Here is a 17,944-nt window from a genome sequence, read left to right on the forward strand (position 1 = left end):
GGGGGTTGAAGATCACGCTCACTAAAGAGTTTCACTTTATATATATTACTTGAAAGACAGTCTCTTAGCTGTTTCCAAATACACGTTAAACTCACTAAATACATTTTCTACCAATTCTTTACCATCGCTAGTTAACATTCGTTGCTCGCTATCAAAATGAACGGGGTCTAAGACGAGTTGGCGAGGAATGGCATTGCCGTATAACCCCCGGACGACCGTCCTCATGTTGTTTAAGGCATTGATACCGCCTTTACCGCCACCTGCAACAGCGATTAAAGCAACGGGTTTATTTTTGAAGTGGTCACCGCCAAGGAAATCTAGCATATTTTTTAATGCGCCGCTCATTCCTGAATGATACTCTGGTGTACATAAAATAAAGCCTTCTGCTTCTAGTGCCATTTCTTTTAATTGCTTTACTTCTTGCATGTCTTGTTGGTCTTTTTCTCCATTGTATAGAGGAAGTGAGAAGTCGCTTAAATCTATATAGTTTGTATTATGCGTATGAGCTAAGTGTGAAGCTAATATACGTGTTCTTCCGTGCTTTCTTGGTGTTCCGTTTATAACTAATACATTCATTATTTTTCTCTCCTATGCTCGTTGTCTATAGTATTATTATATAAAAAAATAATAGCTAGATCATCCGTGAAAGGATTGAAATTTTACTAGAGAAATAGACGGAAAAAGGCTGAAATCTTTCTACAACTTTTGAATGAGATCTTTATTTAAGTCCATGCTTAATCGCATAAAGGGCAGCTTGTGTTCGGTCGGACAATTCAAGTTTACTTAAAAGATTGGAGACATGTGTTTTTACCGTTTTTTCTGTGATAAAAAGTGTCGCCGCAATTTCCTTGTTGCTTTTTCCGTTTGTAATTTCAAGCAGCACTTCTTTTTCTCGCTTTGTTAGTGTATCAATTAATTGTTCTTCTTTTCCTCCAGACATATGCGTTAACACGTGATGTGTGACTTCTGGATGCAATTGACTCTGTCCGTTATAAACAGCTTTTATCGTTTTAACCAATTCATCTGGTTCAATGTCTTTTAGTTGGTAGCCGTTAGCTCCTGCTCGTATAGCAGGAATGACATGGTCCTGATCGGAAAAACTCGTTAAAATAAGAATCTTTATCGTACGGTGCGTTTCTCTGATTTTTTTTGTTGCTTCAATTCCATCCATTGTCGGCATGACCAAATCCATTAAGACGACGTCTGGATGTAATTCATTGACTTTGTTAATGGCATCCTGGCCATCGGTCGCTTCGCCAATTATTTCAATGTCTGATTGCATATCTAGAAAAAAGCGTAATCCTCTACGTACCACATGGTGGTCATCCGCAATGAGAATACGAATGGTCATTTTCATCTCTCCTTACATAGGGAAAGAAATAGATAGAACGGTTCCTTTTCCTACGGTTGTATTCATTTGAAAGGATCCTCCAAGCAGTTCGACTCGTTCCCTCATACTAGAGAGACCGATGGAAGCACCATTTTTGACGGTATCAGGGTCAAACCCAATTCCTTCATCTTCTATTATCATATTGACTTGCTTTCTTCCGGCTTGAACGTTTATTTTCGCTCTAGATGTATGCGCATGCTTTTTAATATTATTTAATGCTTCTTGTCCAACACGCCACAGGCACTCTTCAATTGAATGAGGTACATTGAGCACTCCGGATAACTCGACGTTGACGTTTAATTTTAACATGTCACCATAGGACTTTAATGCACTTATGACCCCATTTTCTAAACCAGATGGCCGCAACTGCCAAATGAGACTTCGCATTTCCTGAAGGGCTTCTTGTGATAATTCTTGGATGTAGGACAGGGAGTTGTGCAGCTTATCCAAGTCTTTTAAGTCTTTCATACCGCGAGCTGTAAGAGAAAGTGAGAATAATAGCTGATTGACTGAATCATGTAAGTCTCTTGCGAGTCGATTACGTTCTTGGATGAGGGCAATCTCTCGTGATTTTGCTTCAATCCGTGTATTTTCAAATAAAATACCAAGATGGTGACTTAGCTTTTGGATGATTTCGTTATCGATTGAATCAAGTTGTTCATGTGAAATGGTTAATTTTCCACTCGTTTCACCAATCTGGAACGGTTTTTCTATCGTATGAAGGGGTTTGTTTGTAATCGGCTGTATGGCTGCTTTTAGTTGGTTGCATTGCAGTTCTATTCCGGACCAGAAAAATGCACGGTATATTTCATTCACAGCACAATGTATTAGATCTTCTTCGGTTGCTCGCTGGGCGTTAAGGTTGGCGCTGAATTGACCTAACGTTTGATAGAGTTCGGCACGTTTTTGTTCATTATGGTATAGTTTCATTCGTTTAATGGCGGTTCCGATTTGAAAGGCAACGGCCTCTAGCAAATCTAGCTCATTTTTCTCAAAACGTGATTTATGGGGTGCTGCAACATTGAGCAGGCCGAAACGTTCGTCTCCTGCTTGAAGGGGAACCGTTGCATGGTGGGTGATTTCGTTGGTTTCGCCCCATTGATATTTAATGGCATTTTCTATTCGTTTACAGCCGATAATATTAAATGCTCTATTTAAGGTATTGTCATTGTATTCTTTAATACACCAACAGTTTCCTTCGCACATCGGTTTTTTCGCTTGCCAGCTTAAGGCTGGGGGGAGGTCGATGTCAGCGACTAATTGATAGTTTCCTTCTGGATCAATTAAGTAGATCCAACCCGTTTGTAGTTCGGTCACATGTAATAGTTCCTTTAAAACCGTTTGGAGCATTTCTTCCATGTTATTTCCTTGATTTAATGTTTCGGCAATCGCCTTAATCGTTTTTAACTTTGTCATCTCCTGATGGCGGTCCACTTGTATACCCCCTTATAAAGAAAGGTGCCAGGCACCTTTGATGCGCTGTTGCGGTACTGCGATGTCGGTGCCAGGTACCTTTAATAAGATGCTGCGCTACTGTGTTGAAGGTGCCTGGTACCCTAGCAGCAGTGTGTATTAAGATTTATTCTCTTTTTTGGGTTGACTTTCCTGTTTAGTTTATTGAACCAAGATTGTTTGTTAAGGGGTTTTGAGGAGAATTTCCAACCATCTTTTGAGATTTGGTTAACTTTTCTTTTCTTTTCCTTGATTAATCCATCGTATCCAAAATGTTGCACCTTTCATCACTCCTGTAAATTTGTTACTTTCATTTTAGAAGGGATTTAATTTGGAAACGTCTGGCAGATGGTTGAAGTTGGATTACGTACTTAGTTGGGGAATTTATGTGGGAAAAATCAGACTTTAGATGGAGGGTTAGACTTCACGTTTACAATGCCGTGATGGTGAGTAAGATAGTAGTGGATGAATTTTACTTTAATGGCGTGTCATTCATAGCTATCTTTGTATTTTTATGATATAACTACTAGTAAAATGAACTGTGAAATAGAGAGGTTGAGGTGGATGGAGAGTACGAATAATTCGTCAAACTTTATTAAGCACATTGTGACTGAAGATTTAAAATCAGGAAGAAACGATGAGGTAGTCACTCGGTTTCCTCCAGAGCCAAATGGATACTTACATATTGGTCATGCTAAATCGATCGTTTTAAACTTTGAACTAGCTGATGAGTATAAAGGAAAAACGAACCTACGATTTGATGACACAAACCCGCTAAAAGAAGATCAAGAGTTTGTTGACTCGATTAAGGAAGACGTAACATGGTTAGGTTACGATTGGGATGGACTCTTCTATGCTTCTAACTATTTTGATGAGATGTATGAGCGTGCAGTACTTCTTATTAAAAAAGGTTTAGCTTATGTGGATGATTTAACAGCTGAACAAATTAGAGAGTACCGTGGAACGCTGACGGAGCCTGGTAAAGAAAGTCCAAATCGCAATCGTTCGGTTGAAGAAAACCTAGATTTATTCGAGCGCATGAAGAACGGTGAATTCGGTAACGGTGAAAAAGTATTACGGGCAAAAATTGATATGGAGTCTCCTAACCTAAATATGAGAGATCCTGTTCTTTATCGTATTTCACACACGACACACCATAATACAGGAGATAAGTGGTGCATCTATCCGATGTATGACTTTGCTCATCCGCTAGGTGATGCGATTGAAGGAGTCACTCATTCGATTTGTACGTTAGAGTTTGAAGATCATCGTCCGTTATACAACTGGGTCGTTGAACATTGTGAAATGGAAGCTACTCCAAAGCAAATTGAGTTTGCACGTTTGAACTTAACCAACACGATTATGAGTAAACGAAATTTAAAGCAATTAGTGGATGAAAATGTAGTAGACGGCTGGGATGACCCACGCATGCCAACAATTTCAGGACTAAGACGAAGAGGATTTACGCCTGAATCGATCCGAAATTTCTGCAGGGAAATTGGAGTGGCGAGAAGCTATAGTACGGTAGATGTACAAATGCTGGAGCACTTTGTTCGTGAAGATTTAAAATTAAAAGCTCCACGTACCATGGGAATTATCAAACCGTTAAAGGTGGTTATTACGAATTATCCTGAAGGGCAAGTAGAAATGCTTGATGCGGAGATTAACCCTGAAAATCCAGAAATGGGGACACGTCAAATTCCATTTTCTCGTGAAATTTACATTGAGCAAGAAGATTTCATGGAAGATCCACCGAAAAAGTACTTCCGCTTATTCCCGGGAAATGAAGTCCGTTTAAAACATGCGTATTTTATTAAATGTGAAGAAATGATTAAAGACGAGAATGGAAATGTCGTTGAACTTCGTTGTACGTATGATCCGGAAACAAAGAGTGGTACGGGCTTTACGGGAAGAAAAGTAAAAGGAACACTTCACTGGGTAGAAGCGACAAATGCTGTACCTGCGGAGTTCCGTTTATATAACCCTCTGATCTTAGACGAAGATAAAGAAGAAGGCAAAACATTCTTAGATCACGTAAACCCAAATTCGTTAGAAATCTTAAAAGGGTTTGTAGAACCGAACATGACCGAAGCAAAAGCGAACGATAAGTTCCAGTTCTTCAGACATGGTTATTTCAATGTCGACCCTAAACATACAACAGCCGATCAATTAGTCTTTAACTTAATTGTATCGTTAAAAAGTTCGTTTAAACTTTAATAAAAGAGTGCCAGGTCCTTTAGTGTACTAAAGGTACCTGGCACCCTTTTTTGTATGGGTACCTTTATTGTTGTATTGATCTATTTATGTGCTGCATCTTTTATTGTGTCGATTTCAAAAGATTACATATTAGACTGGTTATTAAAGAATTTCTTTTACACGCCCAACGAAACCGTCTTGAAGGCGAACTTTGATGCCGTGAGGGTGAAAGCTTGATTTCGTTAAGATGTCTTTCACAATTCCGTTTGTCAATTTTCCTGTTCGTTGATCTTGTTTTAGAACGATATTAACTTGAATACCTGGTGATATATCACTTCGGTTTTGTCCGTTCATTACGTTCCCATCCGTTTGCGCTGGTTATTGATCTTTTTCGTTTGTTGGCTTGTCATTTTTTTAGGTTGATTTGAAGTATGTCCTTTTGCATTTCCTTGACTTAGATTTTGCTTCTTATTGGCAAGCTGTTGTTTAATTGCTTCTTGTAAGTTAATTTTTTTCTTTTCAGTCATCTTGTTATAGCTCCTTTAATTTTCATTCATACTATTACAGGTTATCATAAAAATAGATTTATTCTATTATGTTTTCTTTTACAGTAAAAAAATAAACCGATTACAGTGATAGGCTGATGAACATGTTAAAATAAGAGTAAGTTTAAGACTATTGATGTAGGTGAGACACGATGAAAAGAATATGTGTGTTTGCAGGTTCAAATGTAGGGGCAAGTCCTGAATTTGAACAGGGAGCTGTTCGCTTAGGGCAATTATTAGCGGAACAAAATATTGAATTAGTGTATGGCGGTTCGAAAATTGGTTTAATGGGAAGTATTGCTGACAGTGTTCTACAATCCGGTGGTAAAGTAACAGGGGTTATGCCGAAAAATTTATTTAAAAGAGAAATCATACACCCTTTAGTAACGGAGTTTCACGAAACAGAAACGATGCATGAGCGAAAAGCGCTGATGTCCGAATTAGCCGATGGTTATATTGCATTACCAGGTGGAATAGGAACGTTCGAAGAGTTATTTGAGGTGTTGTGCTGGGCCCAAATTGGCATACATAAGAAGCCGATTGGCGCTTTAAATGTCTTAAATTACTATGACCCAGTTAGCGAGTTGATCAAAAAAGCGGCAACAGCAGGATTTATGCCACAAGCTAATGTAGATTTACTCATTATTGAAAAGCAACCGGAAATGCTTTTAGAAAAGATGTTTAACCAGAACAAAGGAATCCGGACAGAAGAAGAGATCGACCTATAATTAAATAAAAAGACAAGCTGACTCCCAAAAAAAGTGCGAGCCCTCTCCAAAGTAGCTAATACATTAGCCTTTAGAGGATCTCACACAGGGAGTCAGCTTTTTTATTGTGGAAAGATTAACGAACTTTTAATTTTGCTTAGATAGAAATGCATATATTACCAACACTAACTAATAATAATAGCTATTAGTATCAGGTAATAAAAAACTATTGATTTTCACCATCAAGTACTGTTACGATAAAACTAATCAAAGTTAATTAGAAATTTTAGTGTTTAAAGGAAGATTTTATAGAAACAATAGGAAATGTATGAAAACAATTTGAGTGAAATCGGAAGGGGAAAGAAATGAAAGAAATGAAAGAATATCAATCGTTATCTTGGTACGCTGCCCGAATAAAACCTCATCTTCCTAAAGAAGCGTTTAAGCCAGTACCGTCTCGTTTATTAGGTGGATTAGCATTTTTGGTTGTGATTGTCGCAGGCTTTTTAGCTGTTGGTTTGCTTGAGTTAAACCTTTGGCTCAATCTGCTTATAGCTTTTGTATTAGGAGCTTGTTATGCTAGTCTTGGCTTTTTAGGACACGAAATTTTACATGGAACTGTGGTAAGAAAACCGTGGCTCCGTGATTTATTGGGAGCAATATCCTTTTGGCCGTTATGTACAGGGCCAAGCTTGTGGCGCAAATGGCATAATATGAATCACCATGTTCACACGCAAGACGAACATAAAGATCCAGATGCATGGATCACAGCTGAGCATTTAGAAAAAAATAAGTTAGTGCGTTTAATGTATCGTATTCCTTTCTTTATTCGTGCTACATTTAGTTTATTCTCACTCGCAATGACGTTTACTGTACATTCATCAAGAATGTTTAAAGTATACATTAAAGATTTTGATCCAAGAAACCGCCCTAAAGTTTGGTTACAGTTAATCTTGCCTTGGGCATCATGGATTGGTCTTCTGTTTTGGATTGGATTTACAAATTGGATCTTTGTTTTCTTACTTCCATTATTAATAGCAAATTTCATTGTCATGTCGTATATTTCGACGAACCATCGATTGAATCCACTTGTACCTGTCAATGACCCGTTAGCCAACAGTTTATCAGTGACGGTTCCGAAGTGGGTAGATGCAATTCACTTTAATTTTTCGTATCATACAGAGCATCACTTATTTCCATCGATTAGCCCGAAATACTATCCATTAGTAAAAGAGCAAATCAAACAGCGTTGGCCTGAGCGCTACCATGAAATGCCTTTCTTACAGGCAATGATTGCGTTATTTAAAACGCCGCGACTGTATTATCAGCAAAATGAATTGGTCGACCCGCGTGCAGGTAATAGATATGGGTCACTCGGACATGGATTGGACCCGAATAATATTAGTTATCAAAATCCGGGTGAAGCATTACCGACTAGTGAAAAACCTAAGAATAAAGATGTGTAAAATCAGGGAGTGATAGTCGAACTATCACTCTTTTTGTAAGTATTTCTAAATGTCCTTTTTTCGTTGACAATGGTTATTGATCTCCCTATAATTAATTTCGTTATAAAAGAATATTAAAACTGTGGAAACGCAGGAGAGGTTCTAGCACAAACCCTCTATAAAAAACTAAGGGAATCCATACGTATCCTTCCTTAGGGTGCGTTTTTTATTTTTTTAGTGACAAAATTAACGATGTTGCTTGAGAAAGTAGCTTAGCATCTCTTTAAAAAGGATTTGCAAACTAAATATTGTCCAAGTTCGGCTATTTATTGTCCGATTATTAATTTTATTGTCGGTATGGAAGCATTTATTGTCCAGATTTTGATTTTATTGTCCGAATTCACCATTTTATTTGCCAAAATGTGAATAGAACAACGACATTGAATATAAGCTCGAAAACGAGAAAGGTGGAATATATAATGGTAGGCCGCAAAGATGAAGACTTACAGGATGTTACATTATTAGGAAATCAAAATACAAAATACAATTATCAGTATGACCCAAGCGTATTAGAGACGTTTGATAATCAACATCCGGGAAGAGATTATTTTGTAAAATTTAACTGTCCGGAATTTACAACGCTGTGCCCCAAAACAGGGCAACCGGATTTTGCTACGATTTACATTAGTTATATCCCTGACGTTAAAATGGTGGAAAGTAAATCGCTGAAATTGTATTTATTTAGTTTCCGTAATCACGGTGACTTTCATGAAGACAGTGTTAATACAATCATGAATGATTTAATTGACTTAATGAACCCGAGATATATTGAAGTTTGGGGGAAATTTACGCCGCGTGGAGGGATCTCCATTGACCCTTACTGCAACTATGGAAGACCAGGAACTAAATATGAAGAAATGGCAAACTTCCGCTTAATGAACCACGATTTGTACCCTGAAACGATTACAAACCGATAATGTCATTTGCTTTTTAGGATAAAAAGTAATATAGTTAAAATAGTGTTAATAAGTCAGGAATTGATTTCGCTTCGGCCTCTTTATTCAGTTAGAGTTGTACCGGATCATCAGTTTGCTACTGTTAACAAAGTTTGTTTTTTTTAAGGAGGCCATATAACATGGTAGGAAAAGTAAAATGGTTTAATGCAGAAAAAGGTTTTGGATTTATCGAGCGCGAAGGTGGAGACGACGTATTCGTACACTTCAGTGCAATTCAAAGTGAAGGCTTCAAGAGTTTAGAAGAAGGCCAAGACGTTGAATTTGAAATCGTTGAAGGAAACCGTGGTCCACAAGCTGCTAACGTAACTCGTCTATAATCGATTGATATCATATACGTTAAGATAATGGCCATATTCCATATGACTGGAATATGGTTTTCTTGTTTCCATTCCTACTACCAAAAATTGGCCCCTATGTAGATTATTTACGAAGGTAATTTGATTAACTCCATGAATTCAGTATGATAAATCTCTGAGAAAAAGCAAACGCTATTAATATAAATTAATTTAGATACAAAGGAGATTAAGATCCATTGACAACTTTTTATGACTTTGGAATACACCAACAAATTGTTAAAGCAATTACAGACATGGGATTTGAAGAGGCAACGCCAATTCAAGAACAAACGATTCCTACAGCACTTTCTGGGAAAGACGTTATCGGACAAGCACAAACAGGAACAGGGAAAACAGCAGCTTTTGGAATTCCGTTAATTGAGAAGATGGATGTAGATGCAGGGACAATTCAAGGTCTTGTATTAGCACCTACTCGTGAGTTAGCGGTTCAAGTCGCTGAAGAACTAAATAAAATTGGGAATCTTCGCGGCGTCAACGCTTTACCGATTTACGGTGGACAAGATATTGTCCGTCAAATTAAAGCATTAAAGCGTAAACCTCAAATCATTGTAGCAACACCTGGTCGTTTTATGGACCATATGCGTCGTAAAACCGTTCGTATGGATAACATTCAAATGGTTGTACTAGACGAAGCAGATGAAATGCTGAACATGGGGTTCATTGAAGACATTGAAACGATTTTAGCGGAAGTTCCTGATGAGCGTCAAACGCTATTGTTCTCTGCAACAATGCCAAAGCAAATCCGTCGTCTTGCAGAAAGATTCATGAAACCAGACGCCGAAGCGATTGTTGTAAAATCAGTTGAAATTACAACAGCTAACGTGGAACAAGAATATATGGAAGTACCTGAATCAAAGAAATTCGATGTACTATGCCGTATGTTAGACGTCCATTCGCCGACACTGGCAATCGTATTTGGTCGTACGAAGCGTCGTGTTGATGAAGTGTCTGAAGCGTTAAATAAACGAGGTTACGGCGCTGAAGGTTTACATGGTGATATTAACCAAAACCAACGTGACCGAGTAATTAAGAAATTTAAAGAAGGTACAGTTGAAGTTCTTGTTGCGACAGATGTTGCTGCTCGTGGTTTAGATATTTCAGGTGTGACGCATGTTTATAACTTTGATATTCCGCAAGACCCTGAAAGCTATGTTCACCGTATTGGACGTACAGGTCGTGCAGGAAATAAAGGATTAGCATTAACTTTAGTTACACCAAGAGAACTTCCGCATTTAAAAACGATCGAAAAAACGTCGAATCGTAAAATTACACGCAAGCCTGTACCGACTTTAGCTGAGGCAATGGAAGGTCAACTGCGTATGACGGTTGAAAGCCTAATGAAGATGGTAGAAGAAAATGACTTCCAATCGTACCGCATGTCTGCTGAACAGCTTCTTGATGAGACGGATTCGGTTACGTTACTTTCAGCTGCCTTAAAAATGTTAACGAAGGAGCCAAATGATGTTCCAATTAAGTTAACAGAAGAAGCACCGTTACGCATCAAAGGCTTTAAATCTGGCGGCGGTGGCCGAGGCAAAGGTAAAGGCGGCGGCGGCGGTTATGGCCGTGGAAATAAAGACCGTGACCGTAATCGTGGTGGCGGCGGTGACCGCGATCGTAAAGGTGGATCACGAGGAGGTAATTCTAAAAACAGCAACAAAGTAAGAGTTGCTGCTTCTCGTAAAAAGAAAAAAGACTAATGAAATAACATATAGAGGGGACGAAAAATAAATCGTTCCCTTTTTATTTTTATGTTCACACATTAAGATAGGACAAAAAAACGCTCAGATTAAAAAAACGCCCTCCAATTGTTAGACACAACTAACAATTGGAGGGCAGTTTTTTTTTGAGCTAATGCTTAGTAATGGCGACTAATAAAGGTTATATCTAGGGAAAAAAGGAAGGTAGAAGGATGTCCTAATGATCTTGTACTCAGGTCATTTTAAATAAATAAAAATCACCGTGTCAGATTACCTGACAAAATCGTTGAAGTAATTTTTAGATAATTTAAAATAAGAGTTAACAAGAGATGTTAATAAAGATTACATGAAAGGGAAGTGTTAATTATGAGTACAGTTTCTTCTACAAAAGAGTTAACTTTAGAGGCAATTAAAGAGATTATTAAGGAAAAGCATGTGGAGCTTCTGCATATGCAATTCGTTGACATTGAAGGGACATTAAAACATGTAACGATTACGGCAGAACAAATCGATGCGGCAGCTGAAGGTAAAATTATGTTTGACGGATCATCGATTACTGGATTTTCTCCAATTAATAAATCCGACTTATATCTACTGCCAGACTTAAATACATTTTGTGTTCTTCCTTGGTCCGTAGAAGAAGGGTACTCAGAAGCTCGCTTTCTTTGCGGGGTAAAAAATCCGGACGGTAGTGATTTCGAAGGCGATCCGCGCCATGTACTAAAAAGAACGGTAAATAAAGCAAAAGAACAAGGTTATGGGATTAGTGTTGGTCCAGAATTAGAGTTCTTCTTATTTGAAACAGATGAAAAAGGCCGTCCTACATTAAATACACAAGACGTTGGTGGATACTTTGAGCCGTCTCCACATGACTACGGTGAGAAAGTTCGCCTAGCCATCTATCGTACGTTAAAAGAAATGGGCTTTACGATTGAAGCTTCTCACCATGAAGTTGCTGAAGGTCAGCATGAAATTAACTTTAAGTATGCTGATGCACTTGGTGCAGCAGACAATGCAACAACGTATAAATGGGTAGTAAAAACAGTGGCGAGACAATTTGGGCTTCATGCTTCGTTTATGCCAAAACCGATTGCTGGGGCGAACGGAAGCGGAATGCATACGAACATTTCATTGTTTGATCTTGAAAAGCAAGAAAATGCATTTTACGACCCAAGTGACAGTCGAGAGCTTTCAGAAAAAGCGTACCAGTTTATCGGTGGTTTAATTGACAATATTGAAAAATTCGTAGCGGTAATTAATCCGCTAGTTAACTCTTATAAGAGACTAGTACCTGGTTACGAAGCGCCATGCTATGTTGCTTGGTCTGCATCAAACCGTTCAGCGTTAATCCGTATCCCAGCAACACGCGGTGCAGGAACTCGTGTAGAAATTCGCTGCCCAGATCCATCAGCGAACCCTTACTTAGCATTTGCGATTATTGCATCAGCGGGTCTAGATGGTGTGAATCGTAAACTAGAAGCACCAGCTGAAGTAGTCGATGACATTTTCAGTATGTCACCAGCTGAATTAAAAGAAAGAGGAATTAGCAATTTACCAACGAGCTTAGAAGCGGCAGTTGATGCATTAGAAGAAGGCAAGATTGGACGCGAAACATTAGGAGATCACGTATTCGGCGAATTTGTAGACTTAAAACGTGCGGAATATGACAGCTTCAGAACAGCAGTTCATGGATGGGAAATTGACAATTATCACGCAAAATTCTAAGAATAGAACTAGAAACACCGCATAGCAGTGACGCTATGCGGTGTTTCACGTGAAACTTTTTTCTTGGTCAGAGCCTCCATTTAAATGAATGAAATAGAGGCTCTGACTAACATTTAGTCATTAAAAGAATAAAGCCAGAAACGCTCATACTTGAGTCGGTCCATCGCTTCATCATTACCTTCTTGAAGGGCAATTTCGGTTTGTCTGATGACTTCTTGAGTTTGTGTTTTATGTGCTTTTAAGGCATCGAGCTTTTCTTGATGAAAACGACTAATTTCATTAATAATTTGTGGTTCACCTAAATCATCGATGCAGTCTCTTGAAAAGGCTAGTGCATGTACCGTTGGTCGCTGCTCCTTTGGCATCGAAGCGACAGCCTTGATCACGACGGCACCACACGCGTCGTGGTCAGGGTGTACGGCATATCCTGGGTAAAATGTAATAACGAGCGTCGGCTTGCAATCTTCTATTAATGTTCGCATTCGCTCGGCTAATTTATCTTCATCTTCAAACTCAATCGTCTTATCTCGCAACCCGAGTAAGATCAAATCATCAATCTTTAAAATTTTTGCAGCGGCTTCAAGCTCTTGCTTACGAAGTTGGGGTAATGTTTCACGGTTGGCAATCGGCGGGTTCCCCATGTTTCGTCCCATTTCTCCTAATGTCATACAAGCGTATGTAACCTTCCACCCGTTTTCTTTATAGTTTAACATCGTCCCTGCAACCCCAAATGATTCATCATCCGGGTGCGGCAAGATCACTAGTAAATGATTTTCCATAAGAGCCTCCTTTATTTAAATGGATGGGGACTTAATTGAAGTGATACGGCTAAACGTCCTTGATCATCTAAGCCGGCTAAAAGTAATTGGTCTCCGTTCATTTCACAATGCGTAAGTCCTTCTGCGTAGATCCAGCCTAAGTCTATTTTAAGTCCGACTCGGTGGGGGCCGTTACCTGTGATTTTCCCGTGTTCATAGGACACTTTCCCGTTTCGAATAAAAACGCCTGATGAGAATGGGGTTCCATTTCGGTAAGCGGTGTAGGCCCCGTTTGTTGTTTCGAGATGAACGTATACATCTTGATTGGCCATTTTATTTATCATTTCTTGAACGAATTCTTTATTAATCGCTTCCATTTGCTATTCCTCCTTTACACAATTCGTTTGTAAAGTTTGTATTATTTGTTCGTAAGTAATGGGGGAAATGTAAGTGTCCATTAATTCACTACTCTTATCATACTAAATACTAAAAGGGAGCGCACGTAGTAAGCAAGTTTGAAGCCCTCATTTTACTTTTTTAGCCAATAAACTATTCATACTGTTACGAAAATTTTATAATAAATAAAGAAGACAAGCATTAAAAATGAAAAACTAGAGGTTGTTTGATGAAAAATAAAATTCTACTTTACATGGTTCCTATACTAACCGTCATTGTCGCCGTTTTTTTCTTATTTTTCTATGAAAAAAGTGAAAGAATGTACTCTGCAGTTGACGGAAAACTAGACTTATCAACTACTTCCATTAAAGAGTTAGGTCCTACGTCGTTAACGGGAGAATGGTATTTTTATTGGAACGAGTGGTTAGACCCTGCACATTTACCGAATGATGCGGGTATGCTGATTGATATGCCCGCCAAATGGAATGATCAGGTGTGGCAAGGGGAACAGGTGCCAGGAGATGGTTATGCGACCTATCACTTGAAAGTCCAACTAGCTGAGGATGACCTGAATACGATGTTAGGGCTTTATTTACCAAATGCTTTTACATCCTATAAAGTGTGGATCGATGGAGAAGAGCTTGGTGGAGCAGGGGTACCTGGTACCACTCGGGAAACTACGAAACCGGCCTATCAACCTCAAGTGGTTTACTTTAAGCCCAGTTCTCAAGAAATCGATCTTGTTTTTCATGTTGCTAATTTTCATCATTCGAAAGGTGGATTGTGGCGCATCATTCGAATAGGTGAAGACAAAGCGATTACAAGCCTGCGGGAAAAACAGCTGGCCTTTGAAATGTTCCTGATTGGCAGCCTGCTTGTTATGGGTCTCTACCATCTAGGATTGTTTATGTTAAGGCGAAAAGAGAAATCAACGCTGTTTTTTGGCTTGTTTTGTCTCGTCATTGGCATACGGGCGATGATGGTAGGGGAAGTTTTTTTCAATCAAGTGTTACCGGACTTCCCGTGGGAATGGTTAAAGAAAATCGAATATATTTGTTTTTATATCGCAGTTCCGCTTTTTGTTTCATTTGCTAGACAACTATATCCTAATGAAGTACATAAGAATTTGACTCGTACATTATGGGGAATTGCCAGCTTGTTCGTTTTCGTGATCATTTTTACACCAGCGCGAGTTTTTACCTTGACATTAACTGCCTATCAAATCATCACGGTTGTCGCTATCATGTTAGTGGTCGTGGCAGGGATGAAAGCATTAAAGAATAGGCGGGATATGATTAGACTCAACCTTGGAGTAGGGATCATTTATGTCATTACGGTAATTAATGATTTCTTATTTTACAATCAATTGATCACAACGAGAGAATTATCTCCATTTGGACTGTTTATCTTTTTGTTTGGGCAATCCTTTCAGTTATCTACCCAATTCTCACGTGCGTTTACTAAAGTGGAGGAAATGTCTCAAGAGCTGCAAGAGTTGAATGAAAATCTTGAAAGGAAAGTAGAGGAACGAACGGTTGGGCTAGAAAAATCTCAAAAAGAGACGGTCGAAGCACTAATTGAAATGTCGGTGCTTGAAGAAAGGAACCGAATTGCGCACGAACTTCATGATATTATCGGTCATTCGTTAACAACGGTTATTGTGCAGCTTGAGGCAGGAAAGCGTCTGTCCAAGGCCAAGCCAGACCAAGTCTATGAAAAGATGGAACTCTCACAAGAATTGTTACGTAAAGGGTTGGATCGAATCCGAGAGTCTGTAAAAGTGCTTGGGGAAGTGCAAGAATCGATTGAAATAGAAGAGGCATTAAAAGGGTTAGTTGATGATACGGTGAAAGCGACAGGTGTTTTGATTACAAGTTCAATAGATGAGATACCAAAGTTAAATCACGCACAAAAGAAAGTCATTTATCATGCTCTTCAAGAAGGAATAACCAACGGAATCCGCCACGGGAAGAGCACGCACTTTCATTTTACATTGCAAGTGAAGGACAAGTTCCTGGAGTTTAAATTAGTAGATAATGGTGTTGGCGAGGAAAAGATAGAGTATGGATTTGGCTTAAATGCCATGGAAAATCGAATTGAGATGCTGAACGGCGAATTGACGGTAAAAACAGAAAAAGGCAGAGGCTGCGAGTTGGTCATAACTTTGCCTTTACAACAAGAGTTGCCTACAATAGTAAACGAATAAGTATTCCTTAGGAGTGGATCAATAATGGAACAATGGCTAGCGATAAAAGAAAATATAAAGACGTGGGTAAGAGAAGTAGGAAAAGAACAATTAATTCGTATGGAACAGCCGTTTCAGATGAAATCGAAGTCATCTGACATTGACTTAGTCACTGAAGTTGATGAATGGAGCGAGCAATTTCTTATCGATAAAATTCATACCGAATACCCGGAACATTCCATTATGTCAGAGGAAAGCGGATGGCATGAAGGGCAAGCAGATTACGAATGGGTGATCGATCCGATCGATGGAACGGTAAACTTTGCTCATCGTTTTCCTTTCTTTTGTATTTCGATTGGAGTTAAATATAAAGGGGAAACAGTCATTGGAGTCGTCTACGTGCCAAAACTGGATGAAATGTATGAGGCGGTTAAAGGAAGCGGGGCGACGTTAAATGGTAGAAGCATTACCGTTTCGGTTACGGAGCGATTAAATCAAGCGGTAGTAGCAACAGGCTTTCCGTATGACCGTGCAACAGACCCGGATAATAATGTTGGTAACTTTAATGCCATTATTACGAAAATCGGCGGTATTCGCAGAACAGGAAGTGCAGCGATTGATTTATGCCAAGTAGCAGCAGGGCGTTTTGACGCTTATTGGGAGATCAAGCTGAAAGAATGGGACATTAGCGCAGGTCTATTAATCGTTGAGGAAGCAAAAGGCCAAACCTTTAGTGTAAAAAAAGAAAAGGGCTATCAAGTGTTGGTCGGAACTCCAGCGATATATGATGAGCTTTCAGCAATTTTGGAGTGGGAAAAATAACATGAAGCTAAGGTTGTCGTATAGAATAAAAATTTAAAGCAAGTGAAAGTTAGTTGTGCTTAATGGTGGTTTAGAATAAAAGTTTTACAGTATTAGGAATATAGTGGCTTTAAGTGGGTTTGAGCCCTACAGTCTGGAATAGGGGAGAAACGGTTTTGTGGAATGTGAGTAATGATTGGAACAGGGTACTAGAAAATGAATTTACAAAAGATTATTTTTTGAAGCTGCAGCAATTTTTACAGGACGAATATAGCAATGCAACAGTTTATCCGCGTCAGTCGGACGTATTTAATGCCTTTCACTATACCCCTTTTTCAGAAGTGAAAGTCGTTATTCTCGGACAAGACCCGTATCATGGTCCCAATCAAGCACACGGATTAAGCTTTTCAGTAAACGCGGGAGAAAAACTGCCGCCATCTCTGAAAAATATTTATAAAGAGCTTCATCAGGACCTTGGATGTGAGCCTAGTCAAAATGGTTGTTTAATCAAGTGGGCCAAGCAAGGGGTTCTCCTATTAAATACCGTATTGACGGTAAGAGAAAGTGAACCGAATTCGCATAAAGGAATAGGCTGGGAGTTATTTACGGATCGTGTCATTCAAAGCTTGAATGAGCGTGAAAAACCAGTCGTGTTCATCTTGTGGGGACGCCACGCCCAAGCAAAAGAAGTATTAGTGACAGGAGAGCAGCATGTCATCATTAAATCTGCCCATCCGAGTCCGCTGTCAGCAAGGCGCGGCTTCTTTGGAAGCAAGCCATTCTACAAAGTAAATGAACATTTAACGAAGATGGGCGAAACACCGATCGATTGGCAAATCGTCTAATAGATGGAGTTGATATAAAATGAAGTTTAAACACGGTTGATCCTTATATCTGGGGTCAACCGTGTTTTCTTATTAGGATTAGGGAGTGAGGCTTGAAGTTGGCAGTTGATGAAATTTGACTTTTTTTGTCGAGAAATCTTTAAAACGGGAAAGTTGATAATATTTGAGATGAAGTTGAAAATAAATCGGCTAAACTTAAAAATAAATCATCAAAAGTTAAAAATAAATCAGCCGAACTTGAAAATAAACGCGAGCAGATTGGAAATAGGATCATTTTGAACGTTGATAGAAGCTGCGTGAACAGCATATGACTATCGAGATATCATTAAAACAGCTGAAGATCCGTATTTATATTATAGAAACTCACAAAAAAGCAGTAAGAAAATAAGGAACCCCCAACGACTCTCATAATTGCTGGAACCCCCGA

At 38.9% G+C, this 17,944-nt stretch carries 17 protein-coding genes and 1 riboswitch; of the genes, 10 read left to right on the plus strand and 7 right to left on the minus strand.

All coding sequences use genetic code 11. The annotated features are described in order from the left end of the window. Positions 1-45 precede the first annotated feature (45 nt). The 3 genes from N7Z68_RS14630 to N7Z68_RS14640 form a co-directional block, all read right to left on the minus strand. Positions 46-576, minus strand: a complete 531-nt coding sequence (locus N7Z68_RS14630) for an NADPH-dependent FMN reductase (RefSeq protein WP_275119231.1) — start codon at positions 574-576, stop codon at positions 46-48. 142 nt (positions 577-718) lie between these two features. After that, positions 719-1,351, minus strand: a complete 633-nt coding sequence (locus tag N7Z68_RS14635; RefSeq protein ID WP_275119232.1) for a response regulator — start codon at positions 1,349-1,351, stop codon at positions 719-721. Positions 1,352-1,363: 12 nt separating this feature from the next. Beyond that, on the minus strand, positions 1,364-2,824 hold the full coding sequence (locus N7Z68_RS14640; protein WP_275119233.1) for a GAF domain-containing sensor histidine kinase: 1,461 nt from the start codon (positions 2,822-2,824) through the stop codon (positions 1,364-1,366). 582 nt (positions 2,825-3,406) lie between these two features. Here N7Z68_RS14640 and N7Z68_RS14645 point away from each other — a divergent pair. Then, on the plus strand, positions 3,407-5,059 hold the full coding sequence (locus N7Z68_RS14645) for a glutamine--tRNA ligase/YqeY domain fusion protein (RefSeq protein WP_275119234.1): 1,653 nt from the start codon (positions 3,407-3,409) through the stop codon (positions 5,057-5,059). A gap of 141 nt (positions 5,060-5,200) precedes the next feature. Here N7Z68_RS14645 and N7Z68_RS14650 read toward each other — a convergent pair whose 3' ends face one another. Together N7Z68_RS14650 and N7Z68_RS14655 are read right to left on the minus strand one after the other, a co-directional pair. Then, on the minus strand, positions 5,201-5,392 hold the full coding sequence (locus N7Z68_RS14650; protein WP_275119235.1) for a YwbE family protein: 192 nt from the start codon (positions 5,390-5,392) through the stop codon (positions 5,201-5,203). Beyond that, positions 5,392-5,565 (minus strand): hypothetical protein, encoded by a 174-nt coding sequence (locus tag N7Z68_RS14655; protein ID WP_275119236.1) that lies wholly within the window; start codon positions 5,563-5,565, stop codon positions 5,392-5,394. The genes N7Z68_RS14650 and N7Z68_RS14655 overlap by 1 nt, the downstream gene beginning before the upstream one ends. Positions 5,566-5,735: 170 nt before the next feature. Between N7Z68_RS14655 and N7Z68_RS14660 the strand changes: the two genes are divergently transcribed. The 6 genes from N7Z68_RS14660 to glnA all read left to right on the plus strand — a co-directional run bounded on the left by N7Z68_RS14660 (position 5,736) and on the right by glnA (position 12,532). Then, positions 5,736-6,311: an LOG family protein gene (locus tag N7Z68_RS14660; protein WP_275119237.1), complete on the plus strand. Its 576-nt coding sequence runs from the start codon at positions 5,736-5,738 to the stop codon at positions 6,309-6,311. Between the two features lie 353 nt (positions 6,312-6,664). Beyond that, the gene (gene desB / locus N7Z68_RS14665) at positions 6,665-7,756 is read left to right on the plus strand and encodes a Delta(10) desaturase DesB (protein ID WP_275119344.1); all 1,092 of its coding nucleotides are present in this window, start codon (positions 6,665-6,667) and stop codon (positions 7,754-7,756) included. A gap of 129 nt (positions 7,757-7,885) precedes the next feature. Further along, a riboswitch (PreQ1 riboswitch) is annotated at positions 7,886-7,931 on the plus strand. A gap of 283 nt (positions 7,932-8,214) precedes the next feature. Further along, on the plus strand, positions 8,215-8,712 hold the full coding sequence (queF, locus tag N7Z68_RS14670; RefSeq protein WP_275119238.1) for a preQ(1) synthase: 498 nt from the start codon (positions 8,215-8,217) through the stop codon (positions 8,710-8,712). 158 nt (positions 8,713-8,870) lie between these two features. After that, positions 8,871-9,068 carry a cold-shock protein CspD gene (cspD, locus tag N7Z68_RS14675; RefSeq protein ID WP_236035100.1) on the plus strand — a complete coding sequence of 66 codons (198 nt, stop codon included), beginning with the start codon at positions 8,871-8,873 and terminating at the stop codon, positions 9,066-9,068. Between the two features lie 215 nt (positions 9,069-9,283). Further along, the gene (gene cshA, locus N7Z68_RS14680; RefSeq protein WP_275119239.1) at positions 9,284-10,807 is read left to right on the plus strand and encodes a degradosome RNA helicase CshA; all 1,524 of its coding nucleotides are present in this window, start codon (positions 9,284-9,286) and stop codon (positions 10,805-10,807) included. 366 nt (positions 10,808-11,173) lie between these two features. Then, positions 11,174-12,532 (plus strand): type I glutamate--ammonia ligase, encoded by a 1,359-nt coding sequence (gene glnA, locus N7Z68_RS14685; RefSeq protein ID WP_275119240.1) that lies wholly within the window; start codon positions 11,174-11,176, stop codon positions 12,530-12,532. 113 nt (positions 12,533-12,645) lie between these two features. On the opposite strand, the gene bshB2 is transcribed toward glnA, so the two are convergent. Then, positions 12,646-13,311 carry a bacillithiol biosynthesis deacetylase BshB2 gene (bshB2, locus tag N7Z68_RS14690; protein WP_275119241.1) on the minus strand — a complete coding sequence of 222 codons (666 nt, stop codon included), beginning with the start codon at positions 13,309-13,311 and terminating at the stop codon, positions 12,646-12,648. An 11-nt stretch (positions 13,312-13,322) separates the two neighbouring features. After that, the gene (locus tag N7Z68_RS14695; RefSeq protein WP_275119242.1) at positions 13,323-13,667 is read right to left on the minus strand and encodes a YojF family protein; all 345 of its coding nucleotides are present in this window, start codon (positions 13,665-13,667) and stop codon (positions 13,323-13,325) included. Between the two features lie 248 nt (positions 13,668-13,915). Between N7Z68_RS14695 and N7Z68_RS14700 the strand changes: the two genes are divergently transcribed. From N7Z68_RS14700 to N7Z68_RS14710, 3 genes are all read left to right on the plus strand, one after another. After that, positions 13,916-15,892, plus strand: a complete 1,977-nt coding sequence (locus tag N7Z68_RS14700; RefSeq protein WP_275119243.1) for a sensor histidine kinase — start codon at positions 13,916-13,918, stop codon at positions 15,890-15,892. A 24-nt stretch (positions 15,893-15,916) separates the two neighbouring features. Continuing rightward, positions 15,917-16,693: an inositol monophosphatase family protein gene (locus N7Z68_RS14705; RefSeq protein ID WP_275119244.1), complete on the plus strand. Its 777-nt coding sequence runs from the start codon at positions 15,917-15,919 to the stop codon at positions 16,691-16,693. A 155-nt stretch (positions 16,694-16,848) separates the two neighbouring features. Continuing rightward, on the plus strand, positions 16,849-17,517 hold the full coding sequence (locus tag N7Z68_RS14710) for a uracil-DNA glycosylase (RefSeq protein WP_275119245.1): 669 nt from the start codon (positions 16,849-16,851) through the stop codon (positions 17,515-17,517). The last annotated feature ends 427 nt before the right edge of the window (positions 17,518-17,944 follow it).

Source organism: Alkalihalobacterium chitinilyticum (assembly GCF_029028005.1).
Lineage (GTDB): Bacteria > Bacillota > Bacilli > Bacillales > Bacillaceae_F > Alkalihalobacterium > Alkalihalobacterium chitinilyticum.